This window comes from Acinetobacter sp. BWR-L5 (assembly GCF_039655985.1).
Taxonomy (GTDB): Bacteria; Pseudomonadota; Gammaproteobacteria; order Pseudomonadales; family Moraxellaceae; genus Acinetobacter; species Acinetobacter johnsonii.
The window spans coordinates 114092-133362 of the sequence record NZ_JAGFEV010000001.1; the positions used below are offsets into that span (position 1 = coordinate 114092).

Sequence of the window (19271 nt, forward strand, 5' to 3'; positions counted from 1 at the left end):
ATCTTTGTCTATCTTGGGTAATAATATGTTCTATTATGTTTGTATAAACAAGAGCTTAAAATTTGCTTAAAAAATACGTTCTTTATTTATATTTCCCATCAATTGTAGAGATTTTACCCTTGCCTTTTCGTGAAAAAAGCGCTGTCATTAGCGAACTTTTTCCAAATTAGCTGATGGACATGTCTAATTTAAACACAACACATCATTTTGATGTGATTATTGTGGGAAGTGGCGGTGCAGGCCTGAGCTTAGCCTTATCGTTGCCTCAACATTTCAATATTGCTGTTCTTGCAAAATCAAACCTGACCGATGCAAGTACCTTCTACGCACAAGGTGGCGTTGCCGCTGTTTTAGATGAAACGGATTCCATCGAACAGCACATTGATGACACCATGATTGCGGGCGCTCACTTGTGTGAGACCGAAGCCGTAAAGCAAACCGTTGAAGGCGGTAAACCTTCTGTTGATTTTCTACTGAAACACGGCGTGCAGTTTACCCTTGATGATCAAGAGCAATTACATCTAACACGTGAAGGTGGACATTCTCAACGCCGTATTATTCATGCCGCAGATGCTACAGGTCGTGCCATTTCAACTACCTTAGTGGAACGTGCGATTGAAAAGGATAACATCACCATTTTTGAGAATTACATCGCCATCGATTTAATTACCTCTCAAAAACTGGGCTTGGAAGAACAAAATCGTGCATTAGGCCTCTATGCACTCGATGAAAAGACTGAAAAAGTACATACCTTTTTAGCCCCTTTCACCGCTCTGGCTTGCGGCGGCGCCATGAAAGCCTATCTGTATACCTCGAACCCCGACATTGCAACGGGCGATGGTATTGCCATGGCGTTTCGTGCGGGTTGCCGCGTGGCGAATATGGAGTTTAACCAATTCCACCCAACCTGTTTATACCATCCGCAAGCACGCTCTTTCCTCATTACTGAAGCAATGCGTGGTGAAGGTGCTTATTTACGCTTACCCGATGGCGAACGCTTTATGTTGCGCTTTGATGAACGTGCAGAACTTGCTCCACGTGACATTGTGGCGCGAGCGATTGACTATGAAATTAAACGTTTAGGTATTCGTCACGTTTGGCTCGACATTAGCCATAAGCCCGAAAGTTTCATTAAAGAACATTTCCCAACCTTGTACGCACGCTTACTTGAACTCGGCATCGACATTACCAAGGAAATGATTCCTGTTGTTCCTGCTGCGCACTATACCTGTGGCGGTGTGGTGGTTGATGAACATAGTCAAACTGACATTGCAGGTCTCTATGCGATTGGGGAAACCTCGTACACAGGTTTGCATGGCGCCAACCGTATGGCCAGTAACTCACTATTAGAATGTTTTGTGTATGGCATGAGTGCAGCAGAACACATCGAAAAAAGTTTTGATATAACTTACCAATCTCCTACTGCCCCATCTTGGGATGACTCACAAGTGATGAATCCTGACGAAGATGTGGTGATTTTGCAGAACTGGGATGAACTCCGTCAAACCATGTGGAACTACGTCGGCATTGTGCGTACTACGAAACGTCTTGAACGTGCGCTACACCGCATTGAAATGTTAAAGCGGGAAATTACCGAGTATTACCAAGATTACCAAGTCAGCAAAAATCTGATTGAACTGCGCAATTTAGTTTTAGTCTCTGAAATGATCGTGCGCTGTGCTATGGAGCGTAAAGAATCGCGCGGTCTACACTACACTTTAGATTACCCTGAACTATCGAATGAACTGCGTAAAACTGTACTCACCCCTTTAAATTTTAAAGTTGAAACCCCTTTAGTGAATAACTAATTTAAAAAAAGCCTGATTCGTCAGGCTTTTTTATGCGATCATTATTTTAAGATTTGGGTGGAATAGAATAAGTTCCCACCACGTGTGCAATGGGTTCATCTTTACCCACTGAATACAACCACACATCCCCAACCACCAATGCTTTGCCAACTTTCATTAACTTACATTCACCGCGGATATTTGTAGAAGCTGCGGGTTTACTTAGAAAGTTGACCGATAAATTAGTGGTCACGGTTAAACCGACCAGCCCAATTTCTCCTAAAATGGCGATATACAATGCATAGTCTGCAAGAGTCATCATGGTTGGGCCTGATACCGTTCCACCCGGTCGCAAATCGCGCTCATCTATCTGATATACAACTGTTGCTGCGCGCTCAGTGACAGACTCGATACGACATTTTTCTAAACTTTGCGGAAATTCCTTTTCCAAAAAAGCCACAATCTCAGTTAAGTTACTTTTCATTTTTCCTTCAACATACAGTCCTTTGTCACTGACTATAAAAGAAAAATGCATTTCACTACAGTCTGAAATAACATTTCAGGCTTATTTTTAGTTTAAATATTGCAGCGCTTGTACAAAAACCTGCTCTGGTGACTGGGTCGCATCCAAGCGTTTGACCCTCTCAGGATATTGTTCCCATAACTGCTGATAACCTGCTCTGACTTTTTCAAAGAACGTGACTTTTTCTTGTTCAAAACGGTCCAAAGCCCCCCGTTCCCGCGCACGAGACATGCCTGTTTCAATCGGGGCATCGAGCCAAAATGTAATATCAGGCATATGGCTGACAAAGTTCTCATTCAGTAGTTGCAACTTCGACTGGCTTAAACCGCGTCCTGCACATTGGTAAGCAAAGCTGGCATCGGTAAAACGGTCACACAATACGGTTTTATGCTCCCTTAAAGCAGGTATGATCACTTGTTGTAAGTGCTGTGCACGAGCCGCGTACATCAGCAGCAGTTCAGTATCGTTCGACATCGACTCTTCATGATTGACTGATAATAATAGTGAGCGAATTTGCTCAGCCATCGGTGTACCACCTGGCTCACGCGTTAAAACAACCCGCTGACCTTGTTGTTCTAGATGCTCATAAATTTTGCGAATCAGTGTGGTTTTACCGACACCTTCTGTGCCCTCAAAACTAATAAACATCTATTCATCCTTCTTGGTTTTTAAAACGCTGAGATATTCTTTTACAGCTTGGTTGTGCTGCTCCAAAGTCTCACTAAATGTGTGCCCACCATTACCCGTTGCAACAAAGTAGATGTTTTTACTGTTATCTGGGTGCATGGTGGCTTCAATGGCTTTTTTACTTGGTAAAGCAATTGGCGTAGGAGGTAAACCATTGATGGTATAAGTATTATAGGCTGTTGGGGTCCGCAAGTCTTGACGGGTAATGTTGCCTGTGTATTTATCACCCATGCCATAAATCACGGTCGGATCCGTTTGCAAACGCATGCCGAGTTGAAGACGACGCGCAAACACACCCGAAACTTGCTCCAGTTCACGGTCAACATTGGTTTCTTTTTCAATGATAGAGGCCATGATCAAGGCTTCATATTTGTCTTTATATGGTAAATTTGCCGCATGGTTTGCCCACGCTTCATCTAAAGCTTTCATTTGGCGTTTGTATAAATCCGTTAAGATTTTTTTGTCTGACTCCCCTTTGGCGAAGAAGTAAGTATCGGGGGCAAAAAGTCCTTCAGCATGCGTATACGGAATATCTAATGCTTTTAAAAGCTGATCCATGGGTAAATTGGAGACTTCCTTTTTAACCAATGCATCCTTTTTCAACGCCTCGATCAGCTGTTTAAAGGTCGTCCCCTCAATCACCAATATACGATTCATCTCGGCATTATCGACATTGGAAATCATATCCAAAACTTGGCGAATACTCATGCCTTCACGCAATTCATAAACGCCGGCTTTCAAGGTGTCATGAATAAATATTTTTTGATAAAGCTTTAAAATAATGGGAAAACTAGCCATGTCTTCTTTGGCTAAGCGGTCAATAAAACCGGAATAGGTATCGCCAGAGTTAATTGCTAATAACTGTTTTTTACCCTCAATAGGATAGGACTTAAATAAACTCGACCACAATACAATCATCAATAAAACAATGATGCTCACAGCAATCAATAACAACCCCTTCATTTTTCGTTGGGGTGGTTGCGTTTTCTTTTTCGATTTGGTTTTGGCTGCGGACATACTACTGCATCTGATTAAGTTGAAGACGATGGAACAAATCTATACACGGCTGAACATCTAAGTGCTGATGATTCAGACTTTTGGCTATTTTCATAGGACTCAAGGCATTACAGAAGAATAAACTTTGAAAGCGTGGAATTTCTTCCATATCAATCATTCTCAGCTCACAGCTCATCCCTTGTTGCTGCATCCGTGCCAATATTTCGGCACGCATGACACCATGCACGCCATTATAACGAAGTTCGGGACTAATCCATCGATCATTTAGCAGAATGAAACAATTACTGCTCACACCTTCAACGACAGAACCTTTCACATCTGTGACCAAAGCTTCCAACCAGCCATGTTGTTCCGCCTCATGCTTAAGTAAAACTTGCTCTAAACGGTTTAAGCTTTTCACACCCACCATTTGCGGCATATTCAGCCCAATCGCATGTTGCAGTACCCCTGAATCAATTTCGCTGTATGTCAAAGCCTCTGATGCTTGCGGATAGAAAAAAACCCAAATGTCAGCAGAATGTGTTGGCAAACTATAACCGCGCTGCCCTTCACCCCGACTAATAATAATTTTCAGCGTTCCGTTTAAGTGTGCATGGGTTTGTTTTAATTGCACGATGCTGTGCTGAATAAAGGCTAAATCTGCTGACAACAACAGTCTTTCACAGGCCAATTTCAAGCGTGCTATATGTAGAGACTCTAGCTCAATCACACCCTCACGGATACGCGCTGTACTAAAACAACCATCTCCATAGTGAAATGCACGATCTAATAATTCTATTTGTTTGATTTCTTGTGCATTTTTATAGCAATACATGCCAATCTACCCTGAAACAATTTTCTGCTTTAGTTTAATGAATTCTAAGCTGAACTCTTTTTCTTTTTTATTCATATAAAATCCATTTTTTATTATTTTTTTAGCAATAAGACTCACAGTATTCTTGCCTCATGTTTAAGAACGTTTAAAATTTGAGGTCTCACATGAGCTTATCTAAGTTAAAAATTGGGGTACTAGCAGCGCTAGTTTCAGTCACTTCTTTTGGTGTTGCAGCAAAAGATTTCCTTAACGTGTCGTATGATCCAACACGCGAACTGTATGAAGATGTCAACAAACAGTTTGGCGCTTATTGGAAACAACGCACAGGACAAGACATTAACTTCAAACAGTCTCACGGCGGCTCGGGCAAACAAGCTCGTTCAGTGATTGATGGTTTAGGTGCCGATGTGGTGACCCTTGCTCTTGCAGCAGATATCGATGTAATTGCTGAAAAAGCAAAACTTTTACCGACCAACTGGCAAAAGAAATTACCCAATAACTCAACACCATATACTTCGACTATCGTGTTCCTCGTCCGTAAAGGCAACCCACAAGGCATTAAAGACTGGGGGGACCTTGTGAAGCCGGGTGTTGGCATTATTACACCAAATCCAAAAACCTCAGGTGGTGCACGCTGGAACTACTTAGCAGCTTGGGCTTGGGCGAAACATCAACCTGCGGGTAACGATGCAAAAGCACAAGAATTCGTGCGTAAAATTTATAAAAATACCAAAGTGCTGGATTCAGGTGCACGCGGTGCAACCACAACTTTTGCTGAACGCGGTATCGGTGACGTTCTCTTAGCATGGGAAAACGAAGCACACTTAGCAATTCGTGAACAACCGGGTAAGTTTGAGATCGTGACGCCTTCCTTATCTATTTTGGCAGAACCACCTGTTGCCATTGTTGAAAAAAATGCGGAAAAAGACGGCAATCTGAATCTGGCGAAAGCATATCTCAACTATTTGTATTCACCTGCTGGACAGGAAATTGCGGCGAAAAACTTCTATCGCCCACGTAATGCAACTGTCTTGAAAAAATATGCAGCCACATTCAAACCGTTGAAGTTGGTGACCATTGATAAAGAATTTGGCGGTTGGACCAAGGTACAAAAACAGCACTTTGAAAATGGTGGTGTATTTGACCAAATTGTGAAAGCCAATACGACGAAATAAAACCGAGTCCAGTAAATAGCTGTAAGGGAGCATCGACATGATTCATACTGTAATTGTACCGGGCGTGGGTGGAAGTGAACATGACCACTGGCAATCGTGGTTACAACGTCAGCTCAAGTCGTGCTCTCGTGTACAGCAGCAGGATTGGAATAAACCCGTACTCCATGCGTGGGTTGAACAATTTGTCAAAACAGTTCAAGCCATTCAGGAACCGATTCAAATTGTGGCGCATAGCTTTGGCTGTTTAACGACAGTCGCTGCTTTAGCACAGCATCCTGAGCTAAATCAAAAAATCAAAAATTTAGTTCTGGTTGCACCAGCTAACCCTGCTCGCTTTGGTGATGCTGGTTTTGCTCGTGATAGCCAAAACGACTATCAACAGTATTTCCACCAACTCAAGCTACAAGTTCGTACCCAAATGATCATCAGTGAAAATGATCCTTGGCTCAATTTTCAAGATGCGCTGCAACTGGCAAAAGCATGGAAAATTAGGCCTAAGAACTTGGGGCAAGTCGGACATATTAATGTTGCGTCAGGTTTTGGGCCATTCCCTGAAATTTATGATTTTTTGATTTCAGAAAATGTGCTAAAAAACATTAGTTTTTACAATGAAAGCAAGTATTTATTTAAATTTGCAATTTAAACGCTGTAAATGATACTTGTGCCGAAATTCAGTTTTATTTGAGCTGACTCTTTTTAGGTCAGCTTTCTCTCTTTGAGGAGTAATCATGTCGCAGCGATCCCGAGTGCTGCCAGGATTTGGTCTTTCTCTAGGCTTTACCCTAGCATATTTGTCATTAATCGTTCTTATTCCATTGTCCGCTGTTTTCATTAAATCTTTAGGCATTGGTTGGGATGGGTTATGGGAAATTTTAAGTTCAGAACGTATTTTAAAATCTTTGCAGCTCAGTTTTAGTACAGCCCTGATCGCCGCGTTTATTAATGTGGTTTTTGGTCTCCTTCTAGCATGGTGTTTGGTTCGTTATCGTTTTCCGGGCAAACGCATTGTAGATGCCTTGGTCGACTTGCCGTTTGCCCTACCCACAGCTGTTGCAGGTATTGCACTCACCTCGCTTTATGCGCCTACAGGTTGGATCGGTCAGTATCTTGAACCTTTAGGGATTCAAGTGGCCTATACCCCAATTGGTATTACCTTAGCACTGATTTTTATTGGTATTCCGTTTGTGGTGCGGACTGTACAACCTGTCCTCAGCGACTTGGAAACAGAGTTAGAAGAAGCAGCATCAGCATTAGGTGCTAACCGTTTACAGATTGTGACCAAAGTGATTTTGCCGATTTTATTTCCAGCACTCATCACCGGTTTTGCACTTGCCTTTGCACGTGGCGTCGGTGAATACGGTTCAGTGATCTTTATTGCCGGGAACCAACCGTTTAAAACAGAAATTGCACCGCTCATGATTATTTCACGCTTAGAAGAATATGACTATGCAGGTGCAACCACGATTGCAGTCGTCATGCTGGTGCTGTCTTTTGCCATTTTATTCCTGATTAACTTGTTACAAGCATGGGCAAGCCGTCGTACAGGGAGAACAGCACGATGAATATCAACAGTAATGCGCTTGCTGAAAAGCTACAATCGCGTGATGCAACACGTGAGCCAACTTGGGTTCGCTATACCCTGATTACAATTGCTCTGCTGTTCTTTTTGAGCTGTTTGATCTTACCGCTGATTTTGGTGTTCGTTGAGGCCTTTAAACAAGGGGTCGGTGTCTATGCACAAGCCTTGGTTCATCCAGACACGCTATCCGCAGTCAAACTCACTTTATTAACCGCGGTGATTGCAGTTCCACTAAATGTGGTATTTGGTGTTGCAGCCGCTTGGTGTGTGGCCAAATTTAACTTCCGTGGTAAATCCATCTTAACCACGATTATTGATATGCCATTTTCAGTATCCCCTGTTATCGCAGGCTTAATGCTGGTGCTGATTTTTGGTACACAAGGTTGGTTCGGTAGTTGGCTTATGGATAACGACATCAAAATTCTGTATGCCGTTCCTGCCATTGTATTAGCAACAATCTTTATCACCGTTCCTTTTGTTGCACGTGAACTTATTCCTCTCATGGAAGCCCAAGGAACTGAAGAAGAAGAAGCTGCGATTGTACTCGGTGCATCAGGCTGGCAAACCTTCTGGAAAGTAACCCTACCCAACATCAAATGGGGTTTAATTTACGGCGTCATTCTGTGTAATGCACGTGCAATGGGTGAATTTGGTGCGGTATCGGTCGTTTCAGGTCATATTCGTGGTGAAACCAATACTTTGCCTTTACATGTCGAGATTCTCTATAACGAATATACCTTCAGTGCGGCTTTTGCTGTGTCTTCACTCTTGGCGCTTTTAGCGATTGTGACCCTTGTGTTAAAAACATGGGTTGAGATTCGCCAAGAAAAGCAAAACAAACATAATGATTCAACAGTTTAAAGGAATGACCTCATGAGTATTCAAGTTAAAAATATTGAAAAACACTTTGGTGCATTCCATGCGCTGAATAACATTTCTCTCGATTTTCCTGATGGTCAATTGGTTGCATTACTTGGGCCATCAGGCTGTGGTAAAACTACCCTGCTTCGTATTATTGCGGGACTTGAGTCCGCAGATGGCGGTCAAGTCATCTTAGAAGGTGAAGATGCAACTAATGTACACGTACGTGAACGCGAAGTTGGCTTTGTATTTCAGCACTATGCCTTGTTCCGCCATATGACCGTGTTTGACAATATCGCTTTTGGTCTCCGCGTTCGCCCACGTGCAACTCGCCCATCTGAAGCTGAAATTAAAAAACGTGTCACGCGTTTACTGGACTTAGTCCAATTGGGGTTCTTGGCAGATCGTTACCCAGCACAACTCTCAGGCGGTCAGCGTCAACGTATTGCACTGGCACGTGCTTTGGCAGTTGAACCACGCGTACTATTACTGGATGAACCTTTTGGTGCTTTGGATGCAAAAGTACGTAAAGAGCTCCGTCGTTGGTTACGTACTTTGCATGATGAACTTCATATCACCTCAATCTTTGTAACGCATGACCAAGAAGAAGCTTTAGAAGTCGCAGATCAAATCATTGTGATGAATAAAGGGAACGTCGAGCAAATTGGATCACCCCGCGAGGTTTATGAAAAGCCTGCAACGCCGTTTGTGTTTGACTTCTTAGGTCAAGCGAACCGTTTCGAAGGCCAAAATAACGCAGGGACGATCCAAATTGGTGAAGACCGTATTCAATTAGATTCTTTACGTAATGCACCTTCTGGCGACGTGATTGCCTTTGCCCGTCCAGATGAATTAAGGATCCATGCACAGCCGCAAGACAATGCCATCCAAGCAACGTTCGTTCGAGAATTATGGATCGCGGGCAAAGTGGTTGCAGAGCTCCATGATCGCCAAGGCAAACTGATTGAAATCTCACTGACTTCTGAAGAAGCAAAATTACACCAATTTAGACCTAATCAAACGGTATGGTTAAGCCCATCAAACTTGCATTTATTTGCAAAACCTGCGGCTTAAGACCAATTGAATGGGGCATGTTGAATGCCTCATTCATCATAAAAGAGATCCAAAACTATGAACTTTCAACAACTCAGAATTATTCGAGAAACGGTGAGACAAAACTTCAACCTCACCGAAGCCTCTGCTGCACTGTATACCTCTCAGTCAGGCGTCAGTAAGCACATCAAAGATCTAGAAGATGAATTAGGCGTACAGCTTTTTATTCGTAAAGGTAAGCGCTTACTAGGTTTAACTGAACCAGGCCAAGCACTACTGGGCATTGTTGAACGTATGTTGGTCGACGCAGACAATATTAAACGTCTTGCAGATGATTTTAACCGTGTCGATGAAGGCACTTTGACGATTGCGACTACACATACGCAAGCGCGTTATGTACTACCGCCGATTGTCAACCAATTCAAAAAAGAGTTTCCAAAAGTTCATCTTATTTTGCAACAAGCCAGCCCAGTTGAAATTACCGAAATGCTTCTCCAAGGTGAAGCTGATATTGGTATTGCAACTGAGTCACTGACCACTGAGGACAATCTGGCTAGCGTGCCGTTCTATAATTGGCAGCACAGTATTATTACCCCGCAAAATCACCCACTGGCAAGCAAACAAAATATTAGTATTGCAGACTTGGCGGAATATCCACTGATTACCTATCACGGCGGTTTCACAGGCCGTTCAAAAATTGACAAAGCTTTTGAAGATGCAGGTATGGATGTCGACATCGTAATGTCTGCTTTAGATGCCGATGTGATTAAAACCTACGTTGAACTGAATATGGGTGTTGGTATTGTCAACAATGTGGCATATGACGTTGAGCGTGACTATCGTTTAAAACAAATTCCAACCGATATTTTTGGGCTTAATACTACATGGATTGCAGTGCGTAAAGGTCACCTCCTGCGTGGCTATGGCTATGAATTTATCTCACTCTGCTCGCCAGATGCAGACATTAAAGCACTCAAAAGAGTGGCTTATCCAGAAGACTAAACCATTCTTATTTTCAAAAAGAGGCCTCCAAGCCTCTTTTTTTATTTTTAAATCCATATACTTTAAATGGGTATAGTGTATTATTTAATCAACTGATAAAAACAATAGTGAGCAATAACAGTGAGTAAAAATCTGTTGGGCTCTCCATTACTTTGTTTATGTTTCTATTCGTCGGGATCATGTTTTGCTGCTGCTTTTGAACTGTCAGGTCAAACAATACAACCCTTTTTTGAACGTGGAAATTATGCAGAAATTTCTCTGGCTTATATTGATCCAGATGTTTCTGGCCAAGTTCAACATACAGAGATACTGCAACAGTTTGGCATCACTGACTTTTCAACAGGCAATTTAAGCAATGAACAAGTAATGCTGGGAGCTGCGTTAAAACTCCAACTAAATCCTCAATTCAACTTTGCTGTCATTTATGACCAGCCTTTTGCTGTAGACATCGATTATCGCTATCGCCCAAAAATTTACGGTGAAAGTTATGAGGTTGAATCTGCCGATATCGACTTTGAAAGTCATAATCTCAGTTCGCTTTTAGGCTACCAATTCAACCCACAATGGGAAATCTATGGCGGTTTAAGCTATCAAAGCTTTACAGGCTCTTTAAAAGCGAAAGGTCAGGCCTATTCTGTGTTTGATGGCTATGATGCCGAGTTTAAACAAGATGAAAGCTTGGGCTGGTTAGCAGGTATTAGTTATCAAATCTCTGAATATTATTTTAGAACGTCTTTGACTTATCGCTCAGCCATTAAGCATGAAATCACCACAACAGAGTCTATCGAAGTCGGCGTAGATACCCCCAATGTGATGGAGGTGAAAACACCACAATCGGTAAATCTTGATTTCATGACAGGACTTCCTTATCAAAATATCTTGTACGGGACGCTACGCTGGGTAAATTGGCATGACTTTGTCATTCAACCACCCAAATTTCAAGCCGTGATCGATTATGCAACGATAATTTACCCTGAAGCCAAAGACGTCAAACTTATTCAGTACAATGAAAACCAATGGTCTGCAAAACTCGGCTTAGCCCACGTATGGAATAAAAAATGGCTGAGTACTATGGAGCTGCTCTGGGACTCTGGGATTAATAATCCTGCATCTACCCTTAACCCAAGTGATGGTTATCAAGGCATTGGTCTAGGCAGCATGTACACATACAATACTGATTTTGATATCGCGGCTGGTCTTTATTATTTGCGTTTTAAGAAGTCCAAAACTTCTTCCGACTCAAATCCGCTGGCAAACATTACAGGACTTTCAGCGCTGAATGACAATGATGCATGGATCTTTGGACTCAAATTTGCGCATCACTTTTAAAGGCTTTAGCTAAAATCAGATAAAAAAAAACGAGCCGAAGCTCGTTTTTTATGTTTTGATTACCAGTGATAACTTACACCTAATTTTGCAACTGGCATCCATTCATGTTTATCATCTGTACGGATTTTTTCCTCATCAGCCGCAATGTTATCTTCAAGTGAACCACGCGTTGGGTTAGGTTCTGCACCACCGCTAACTAATGTTAAGTTAGCATCAGGATTACCTGTATAGTATGCACCCACTTCACCAAACACTCCCCAGTTTTGGTTAATCTTTGGAGCCCAACCTAAACCCACGTATGGAGCGAAATCATTTTTATAGTTCATTTTACCATTAATATGTGCACCGTTCGCTCCAGCAACAAAATCTGTATGGTTTACAGAGAAACCTTCACCTGCTTTTACACGACGATCTAGCTCATATTCATTATCAATATAACCAATACCAGCTGCAACATAAAGACCCTGTGCCCATGGATTTGTACTTGCACCCCAAGGACGAATTTCAGCATTTAAATAACCAACGCTGTTGTCCATATCCATATCATACTTTGAGCCATTGATAGATAAATCATCAGACCATGAAATATCACCGCCGTTGTAACCTAAAGCTAAACCCACATATGGATTCGCTGTCCACAACAAGGCACCACCATAACCTGTTGTACCGACTTCAGCACGAACACCAGTAGGAATTAATTTATTTTGGTCAAAAGCATAACCATCTTTTACGACTGCATCATCAGCAAAAGCTGTACCTGCGACTGCTGACATTGCTGCTGCGAATGCAACTAAACGTAATGATTTCATGTTTTTTCTCCTCCAATTAAAGATTTTTTACATCATTTACCATTTTTTGATGAGCCCATCTTAAAACACCCCCTGACTATTTTTTATTCTAGATTTAGGCTGTTTTTGTTATTTTTTGATACATTTTATACTTTCTTGTTGTTTTAAATGATAATTCTTTACTTAACGCTTTTACTCAAACAGCTCTAAAAGACTTATTTCCAATCATTCATTATTATTTCCGATCCTATGCTGTTTTTTCATCTATTCTCTGCACAATTTAGTGTAAAATCAGGAAAATTTTTTTTCTGGAAGGAAGATCATGTCTCAGCTTTCAACAATTATTGAACAAGCGTTTGAAGACCGTGCGAATTTTACAGCAGCGGACTGTCCTGCTGAAGTTCGTGCAGCAGTTGAAGAAGTCATTGCTGGTTTAGATAACGGGACATTACGTGTTGCTGAAAAAATTGATGGTGAGTGGGTTGTTCATCAATGGGTGAAAAAAGCTGTACTTTTATCATTCAAACTAAATGACAACAAACCAATTGAGTCATGTGACCTTCAATTCTACGACAAAGTAGATACCAAATTTACAGGTTGGACTGAAGAACAGTTTAAAGCGGCTGGCGTACGTGTTGTTCCTCCTGCGGTTGCACGTAAAGGTTCTTTCCAAGCGAAAAACGTGGTGTTAATGCCTTCTTATGTGAACATTGGTGCATATGTTGACGAAGGCACCATGGTTGACACATGGGCAACTGTTGGTTCATGTGCTCAAATTGGTAAAAACGTTCACTTATCTGGTGGTGTAGGAATTGGTGGTGTTCTTGAGCCACTTCAAGCAAACCCAACGATTATTGAAGACAACTGCTTCATTGGTGCACGTTCTGAAATCGTAGAAGGCGTGATCGTAGAAGAAGGTTCTGTGATTTCTATGGGCGTGTTCATTGGTCAATCGACTAAGATTTTTGACCGTGCAACTGGCGAAATTCACTATGGTCGTGTACCAGCAGGTTCTGTTGTAGTTGCAGGTAGCTTACCTTCTAAATGTGGTACTTATAGTCTGTATGCTGCAATCATCGTGAAAAAAGTAGATGCACAAACACGTTCTAAAACGAGCTTGAACGACTTACTACGCGACGAATAATTTTTCGTTGTCGTGCGGAACTCAAGTTCCTCATCTCTACGGTTAAGACTAGCCGTAGAGATTTTTGTTTTTCTAACCTGTGGTTTAATTTTGCTATGAATACGCTTCGATCTTCTGCTATCCCTGTTTCTGATCCTTCTGCGGGTCTACGTATCACGGAGATCTTTTATTCTTTGCAAGGGGAAGCCAACACCTCAGGGCTGCCAACAGTTTTTATTCGTTTAACGGGTTGTCCACTACGTTGTACTTACTGCGATACGACCTACTCCTTTGAAGGTGGCGAACGCCAATCTTTAGATCAGATTATTCAAACCACACTTGATTTTAAAACCCCTTATGTCTGCGTAACAGGTGGTGAACCTCTTGCACAGCCCAATGCGTTGCCTTTAATGCAACGTCTTGCTGACCTTGGCTGTGAAGTCTCTTTGGAAACCAGTGGTGCTTTAGATGTGTCTAAGGTTGATCCACGTGTTTCAAAAGTATTAGATTTGAAAACTCCAACTTCAGGTGAAGTTGCACGAAATTTGCTTTCGAATCTGGACCATTTAACCCAACACGATCAAATCAAGTTTGTAATTTGTAACCGTGAAGATTATGAATGGTCAAAACAGCAAGTTGAAGACTATAAACTCAATGAAAAAGTCAGCACAGTATGGTTCTCTCCTGCTTTTGCCGTTGAGAAAGGTGCTGCTCGTTTACCTCAACTTGCGCGTGACTTAGCGCAATGGATATTAGAAGACCATCTCCCTGTTTGCTTCCAACTCCAACTCCACAAGTTGCTTTGGAATGACGAAACTGGTCGTTAATACATTGCCTATTCATCTTTAATTTATATTTGGAGAAATTTGTATGCGCCCTCGTGCCATAGTTTTGTTATCTGGCGGTTTAGACTCAACAACTTGTTTAGCATGGGCGCAAGCACAGTATGACTGTACAGCGCTCAGCTTTATGTATGGTCAACGCTCAACCACTGAGCTCGATGCCGCACGCGAACTGACAAAAAAAGCAGGCGTAGAACATCGTGTCATTAATATCGACTTAGGTAATTTGGGCGGTTCTGCGTTAACAGACCATAGCATTGATGTTCCAGATCATGAACAAGTCGGTATTCCTGTAACTTATGTTCCAGCACGTAACACGATTTTCTTATCTTATGCCCTAGCAGCAGCAGAAGTTTTAGATGCCGAAGCCATTGTGATTGGTATTAATGCTGTTGATTATTCAGGATATCCTGACTGTCGTCCTGAATTTATTGAGGCATTTGCCAACATGGCTCGCCTTGCCACCAAGGTTGGCGTTGAAGGAAAACCTCTTAAATTTGAAACACCTCTGTTACATTTATCCAAAGCAAATATTATTCGCTTAGGTATAGAACATGGCGTAGACTATAGTCAAACGGTGTCTTGCTACCAAGCAGATGACCAAGGACGTGCTTGTGGGAAATGCGACAGCTGCCGTCTTCGTAAAGAAGGTTTTGCAGATGCTGGCGTAGCAGACCCAACGCGTTATATACCGTAACGACAAGGTACAGTTTATGAAAAATTTAAAATCAAACATTTTGCTTTCTACATTGGTGTCTGCAGCTGCATTGTTCGCTACAGCTTCAAATGCTGCTGAATCGAACAAATTACAAGAAGCATATAAAAGCAGCAATGTAAAATCGGCATTGATTAATGTTTGTAAAGAAGAAACCGCAAAAAGCAAAAAGCTTAGCGCAGCAGAAGTAAGCAAATACTGTACTTGTGCAGTTGAAGCTGATGGTAAGTTGACCAATGCACAAAAATGGGAAATCCAAAGTGCGATCAACCAAAAGAAAAGCCCGTCTACTTTAGCTTTTGTACAAAAGCAAAATAACGACTTACAAACATGTTTCGGTCCACAGTTAACAGGTAAATTAAAATCTTTAACTGAAGAAGCCATGAAAGCTGCTCCGAAAAAATAATTCACTGAATGTGAATGAAGCCTGCTATATGCAGGCTTTTTTATATGTTCAAAATAGATAGAACCTGAAAATATGCTCACCGAATGGAACACACGCGCCCAAAATCGCAAATTTGTTGCGTCATATAGTGGTGGAAAAGACAGCAGCCTTGCTTTATACCAAGCGATGCAAATGGGTGAACCTGTTGCATTAATTGTCATGTTAGAAGAGCAAGGTCTGAAATCACGCTCACATGGAATGTCCCTCGGTATTATTCATGCGCAGGCCAAAGCAATTGGGCTTCCCATCTATAGTGCCTCTGCGACGTGGCAAGACTATGAAAACCAGTTCATTCAACTGTTACGAAAAGCTCAAGCTCTTGGAGCAGAAAGCTTAGTTACAGGTGATATTGATTTAATGGCACATGCCGAATGGAATCAATCTGTGTGTGATAAAAGTGAGCTCAGTTTATGTATGCCACTGTGGCAACGTCCGCGTTTAAACATTGTGCATGAGTTTATTCAACTTGGATTTCAAAGCATCATCGTTACGGTCAACTTAAACTTAGGCATGACAGTTGAAGACTTAGGTCAAGTGCTTAGCCTTGAATATGTCGATGAACTGGTTGCAAGAGGCATTGACCCATGCGGCGAAGCGGGTGAATTCCACACTACGGTGATTGATGGCCCAATTTTCAAACATCCACTTTCGGTTGTTAAAGGTGATATTCTGTATCACGAAAATTATGCCTTTTTACCACTTGAATTAGAACACCGTGACATTTAAGGATAGAACATGACTGATACCATCCAACTTCCAAATCAGAACTTTCCAGCCACAACAGGTGAAATAAACTTAACTGAAGTGCCGACTGAGTGGCTGATTGTGTATTTTTACCCGAAAGATTCAACGCCAGGTTGCACAACTCAAGCCGTTGGTTTTTCATGTTTAAAAGATCAGTTTGATGCCCTACAAACCACAATCATTGGTGTTTCACGTGACTCGGTTAAAGCGCACCAGAATTTTACAGAAAAGCAGGCCTTAACCATTAATTTAATTAGCGACAAAGAAGAAGTACTGTGTAAACACTTTGATGTGATTAAAGAAAAAAATATGTATGGTAAAAAAGTGATGGGCATTGAGCGCTCAACTTTTATTTTCCATAACGGTAAACTGGTTAAAGAGTATCGTAAGGTAAAAGCTGCGGGACATGCTGAACAAGTTTTAGAAGACTTAAAAGCATTACAAGCTTAATGCATATAAGCCCGCAGATGCGGGCTTTGTTTTTTGTGATTTTTTAATTTATAGTTTTTTATTGCACACGCTTTTCATTTCACAAGCAGTGAAATGGCGATTCCCCACATCACTAAAGCAATAATCGCATCTAGCACATTCCACGCTTTCGGATTTGCAAAAATGGGGATAAGCACACGAGCACCATAGCCCAAAGCAAAGAAAAACAACCAAGATGCACACACAGCCCCTAGAGCAAAGTACGCAGGTTGCTCAAACTGTGTTGAAATAGAACCCAGTAAAATAACCGTATCCAAATACACATGCGGATTAAGCCAAGTCAGCGCCAAACACAGCAAAACAATATTCACTAGATGATGCTTTTCAATGGAACTTGCCTCCAAGCCCTGCTGTGATTTGAATGCCTGCAGCGCATGTTGGAATCCATAACAAAACAGGAAAAGCGCCCCTGCCCATTTCGCAAACTGAATAATTTCAGGATAGTGCTGAAGCACTTTTGAAAAACCAGAAACGCCCAAGACAATTAAAATCGAATCCGACAGTGCACAGACAAAACATACCCAAAAAACGAACTGCTTTTTGAGCCCCTGTTTTAGCACGAATGCATTTTGAGCCCCAATGGCAATAATGAGGCTCATCCCGACTGCAAGCCCTTGTACATATGTACTTAACATTTTGACTTTTCAACTTAATTGATGATGTCAGGATTATCTTTCATTTTTAGTCAAATTAAGTATTATTTAGAAAATATCAATATAACTAAAATATTTTTAGTTTAAAGTGAGTCTTGATATGCTGAATCATAAACAGTGCGACGCATTTTTAGCTGTGGCAGAAACAGGAAGTTTTGACCTTGCTGCTGAACAGCTATGCATTACTGCTTCTGCAGTCACTTTACGCGTACAAAGCCTAGAAAAAAGTTTGGGGCATTTATTAATTGTGCGGGAAAGACCTTGCCGCCCGACACAAGCAGGTCAATCGCTGCTACATTATTTGCAACATAGCCGACTGTTAGAGCAAAGTTTCATTCAGAACCTCACGGGTCATATGAACACCTCTGCTTTTTATCAAATCAACATTGCAACCAATGCCGACTCCTTAGCGACATGGCTGTTGCCATTGCTACAGTCAACATTAATTGAAAAAAAGATCGTGGTGCATTTTCAGGTCGATGACCAATCGCAAACCCACCACTTACTTGAAGCCGGCTTGGTGAATGCCTGCGTGACAGATGAATCACAAGCCATGAAAGGCTGTGTAGCGGAATACATTGGCGATATGAACTATCGTTTTGTCGCCACACCAACTTTTGCGCAGCAATGGTTTAAACAAGGCGTTAACCGAGAGTCTCTACGTACAGCCCCTGCACTGATCTTTAATGCAAAAGACCAACTCCACACCGCGTATATCCAACAAAAGTTTGGACTCAATCCAACTCAATATCCACATCATTTTATTCCGTCTTCCAGTGCATTTTTTGATGCGGTTACGATGGGACTCGGCTACGGTTGGTTGCCCTATTACCAAGCCAAACCGCGTTTGCAGGATGGCTCATTGGTTGAGTTAGATCCTCAACACAATATTGATTTACCTTTGTATTGGCATCATTGGAAACAGCAGTCGGTGCAGTTAAATGTGCTGACAGATCTCTTAATTGAACAGGCTCACGCAGCGATGAATTAAACAAGACCTGAATATAGGTCTTTGAGATCATGGAGCCTCTATTGCACTTTCCACTGCCCTGACAGTTGAATATTCACTTTTTCGCCTACACCTCCAATGGCTTTTTTCATGCCAAAGTCACTTCGGTTAATCACGGCTGAGGACTGAACATCTAGCAGATTAGCATTATTAGCACTTGGTTTTAAGGTCGTGCTAAAGCTAACAGGCTTGGTAATGCCGCGAAGTGTTAAGTTTCCGACAATATTATATTGACCGCCACCCAAATCTTTAAAACTGGTACTTTTAAAGTTAGCGCTTTTGTACTTGGATGCATAAAACAAATCTTCACCCAAAATCATATTTTTCAGTGAAGGCTTGCTCAAGCTTAGGCTATTTACATCCATGACAAAATGCGTCGAAGCATGCTGTGGTGCTTTGGCATCAAACTGCATACTAGATTGCACCCGATTAAACTTAGCTCTTACAACAGTTACACCCAAGGATTTAATTTCAAAGCCTACATTACTCTGAGGCGTCAATGTCCATGACTGGGCTTGTACTTGAGTGCTGAATACAAATGTAACACCTGCAATCATCAAAGCATTTTTAATGACCGTATAACGTGCAATCTGTTTCGTCTGTTGTTTTCTATCCATTGAACTCGATCCTCGTCGA

22 protein-coding genes are annotated in these 19271 nt (G+C 41.7%); 15 read left to right on the forward strand and 7 right to left on the reverse strand.

Annotated elements, in window-relative coordinates:
* Window positions 1-173 precede the first annotated feature (173 nt).
* A complete protein-coding gene (gene nadB, locus JZ787_RS00640; RefSeq protein ID WP_346311411.1) occupies window positions 174-1808 on the forward strand; it encodes an L-aspartate oxidase in 1635 nt (544 codons plus the stop codon).
* A 46-nt stretch (window positions 1809-1854) separates the two neighbouring features.
* On the opposite strand, the gene JZ787_RS00645 is transcribed toward nadB, so the two are convergent.
* The 4 genes from JZ787_RS00645 to pabC all read right to left on the reverse strand — a co-directional run bounded on the left by JZ787_RS00645 (window position 1855) and on the right by pabC (window position 4828).
* A complete protein-coding gene (locus JZ787_RS00645) occupies window positions 1855-2271 on the reverse strand; it encodes a PaaI family thioesterase (RefSeq protein WP_336955152.1) in 417 nt (138 codons plus the stop codon).
* A gap of 87 nt (window positions 2272-2358) precedes the next feature.
* Complete coding sequence (gene tmk, locus JZ787_RS00650) at window positions 2359-2958, reverse strand: dTMP kinase (protein ID WP_346311412.1); 600 nt, start codon at window positions 2956-2958, stop codon at window positions 2359-2361.
* Entirely contained in the window at window positions 2959-4014 is a 1056-nt protein-coding gene (gene mltG, locus JZ787_RS00655) for an endolytic transglycosylase MltG (RefSeq protein ID WP_346311413.1), read from the reverse strand.
* Between the two features lies 1 nt (window position 4015).
* The gene (gene pabC / locus JZ787_RS00660; protein WP_346311414.1) at window positions 4016-4828 is read right to left on the reverse strand and encodes an aminodeoxychorismate lyase; all 813 of its coding nucleotides are present in this window, start codon (window positions 4826-4828) and stop codon (window positions 4016-4018) included.
* A gap of 164 nt (window positions 4829-4992) precedes the next feature.
* Here pabC and JZ787_RS00665 point away from each other — a divergent pair, with 164 nt between their 5' ends.
* The 7 genes from JZ787_RS00665 to JZ787_RS00695 all read left to right on the forward strand — a co-directional run bounded on the left by JZ787_RS00665 (window position 4993) and on the right by JZ787_RS00695 (window position 11827).
* Window positions 4993-6003, forward strand: a complete 1011-nt coding sequence (locus JZ787_RS00665; protein WP_114837094.1) for a sulfate ABC transporter substrate-binding protein — start codon at window positions 4993-4995, stop codon at window positions 6001-6003.
* 37 nt (window positions 6004-6040) lie between these two features.
* Window positions 6041-6646: an alpha/beta hydrolase gene (locus JZ787_RS00670; protein ID WP_346311415.1), complete on the forward strand. Its 606-nt coding sequence runs from the start codon at window positions 6041-6043 to the stop codon at window positions 6644-6646.
* A gap of 85 nt (window positions 6647-6731) precedes the next feature.
* A complete protein-coding gene (cysT, locus tag JZ787_RS00675; RefSeq protein ID WP_004693816.1) occupies window positions 6732-7565 on the forward strand; it encodes a sulfate ABC transporter permease subunit CysT in 834 nt (277 codons plus the stop codon).
* On the forward strand, window positions 7562-8443 hold the full coding sequence (gene cysW, locus JZ787_RS00680; RefSeq protein ID WP_004693818.1) for a sulfate ABC transporter permease subunit CysW: 882 nt from the start codon (window positions 7562-7564) through the stop codon (window positions 8441-8443). Before cysT ends, cysW begins: the two co-directional genes overlap by 4 nt.
* A 12-nt stretch (window positions 8444-8455) precedes the next feature.
* Window positions 8456-9517: a sulfate ABC transporter ATP-binding protein gene (locus tag JZ787_RS00685; RefSeq protein WP_004693820.1), complete on the forward strand. Its 1062-nt coding sequence runs from the start codon at window positions 8456-8458 to the stop codon at window positions 9515-9517.
* Between the two features lie 57 nt (window positions 9518-9574).
* Entirely contained in the window at window positions 9575-10498 is a 924-nt protein-coding gene (locus JZ787_RS00690; RefSeq protein ID WP_087010831.1) for a CysB family HTH-type transcriptional regulator, read from the forward strand.
* A 120-nt stretch (window positions 10499-10618) separates the two neighbouring features.
* A complete protein-coding gene (locus tag JZ787_RS00695) occupies window positions 10619-11827 on the forward strand; it encodes an outer membrane protein transport protein (RefSeq protein ID WP_346311416.1) in 1209 nt (402 codons plus the stop codon).
* 59 nt (window positions 11828-11886) lie between these two features.
* On the opposite strand, the gene carO is transcribed toward JZ787_RS00695, so the two are convergent.
* On the reverse strand, window positions 11887-12636 hold the full coding sequence (gene carO, locus JZ787_RS00700; RefSeq protein WP_168159051.1) for an ornithine uptake porin CarO: 750 nt from the start codon (window positions 12634-12636) through the stop codon (window positions 11887-11889).
* 301 nt (window positions 12637-12937) lie between these two features.
* On the opposite strand from carO, the gene dapD reads away from it, so the two are divergent.
* The 6 genes from dapD to JZ787_RS00730 all read left to right on the forward strand — a co-directional run bounded on the left by dapD (window position 12938) and on the right by JZ787_RS00730 (window position 16934).
* The gene (gene dapD / locus JZ787_RS00705; protein WP_004693827.1) at window positions 12938-13759 is read left to right on the forward strand and encodes a 2,3,4,5-tetrahydropyridine-2,6-dicarboxylate N-succinyltransferase; all 822 of its coding nucleotides are present in this window, start codon (window positions 12938-12940) and stop codon (window positions 13757-13759) included.
* A gap of 95 nt (window positions 13760-13854) precedes the next feature.
* Window positions 13855-14565 carry a 7-carboxy-7-deazaguanine synthase QueE gene (gene queE / locus JZ787_RS00710; protein ID WP_005399705.1) on the forward strand — a complete coding sequence of 237 codons (711 nt, stop codon included), beginning with the start codon at window positions 13855-13857 and terminating at the stop codon, window positions 14563-14565.
* Between the two features lie 43 nt (window positions 14566-14608).
* On the forward strand, window positions 14609-15277 hold the full coding sequence (gene queC / locus JZ787_RS00715) for a 7-cyano-7-deazaguanine synthase QueC (protein ID WP_005399706.1): 669 nt from the start codon (window positions 14609-14611) through the stop codon (window positions 15275-15277).
* Window positions 15278-15293: 16 nt separating this feature from the next.
* On the forward strand, window positions 15294-15701 hold the full coding sequence (locus tag JZ787_RS00720) for a hypothetical protein (RefSeq protein ID WP_004980581.1): 408 nt from the start codon (window positions 15294-15296) through the stop codon (window positions 15699-15701).
* Between the two features lie 72 nt (window positions 15702-15773).
* On the forward strand, window positions 15774-16466 hold the full coding sequence (locus JZ787_RS00725) for a diphthine--ammonia ligase (protein WP_346311417.1): 693 nt from the start codon (window positions 15774-15776) through the stop codon (window positions 16464-16466).
* Between the two features lie 9 nt (window positions 16467-16475).
* Complete coding sequence (locus tag JZ787_RS00730) at window positions 16476-16934, forward strand: peroxiredoxin (protein ID WP_058869344.1); 459 nt, start codon at window positions 16476-16478, stop codon at window positions 16932-16934.
* Window positions 16935-17008: 74 nt separating this feature from the next.
* Here JZ787_RS00730 and JZ787_RS00735 read toward each other — a convergent pair whose 3' ends face one another.
* On the reverse strand, window positions 17009-17608 hold the full coding sequence (locus tag JZ787_RS00735; RefSeq protein ID WP_010326424.1) for a LysE/ArgO family amino acid transporter: 600 nt from the start codon (window positions 17606-17608) through the stop codon (window positions 17009-17011).
* A gap of 118 nt (window positions 17609-17726) precedes the next feature.
* On the opposite strand from JZ787_RS00735, the gene JZ787_RS00740 reads away from it, so the two are divergent.
* A complete protein-coding gene (locus JZ787_RS00740; RefSeq protein WP_346311418.1) occupies window positions 17727-18617 on the forward strand; it encodes a LysR family transcriptional regulator ArgP in 891 nt (296 codons plus the stop codon).
* 38 nt (window positions 18618-18655) lie between these two features.
* Here JZ787_RS00740 and JZ787_RS00745 read toward each other — a convergent pair whose 3' ends face one another.
* Window positions 18656-19252: a YceI family protein gene (locus JZ787_RS00745; RefSeq protein ID WP_346311419.1), complete on the reverse strand. Its 597-nt coding sequence runs from the start codon at window positions 19250-19252 to the stop codon at window positions 18656-18658.
* Between the last annotated feature and the right edge of the window lie 19 nt (window positions 19253-19271).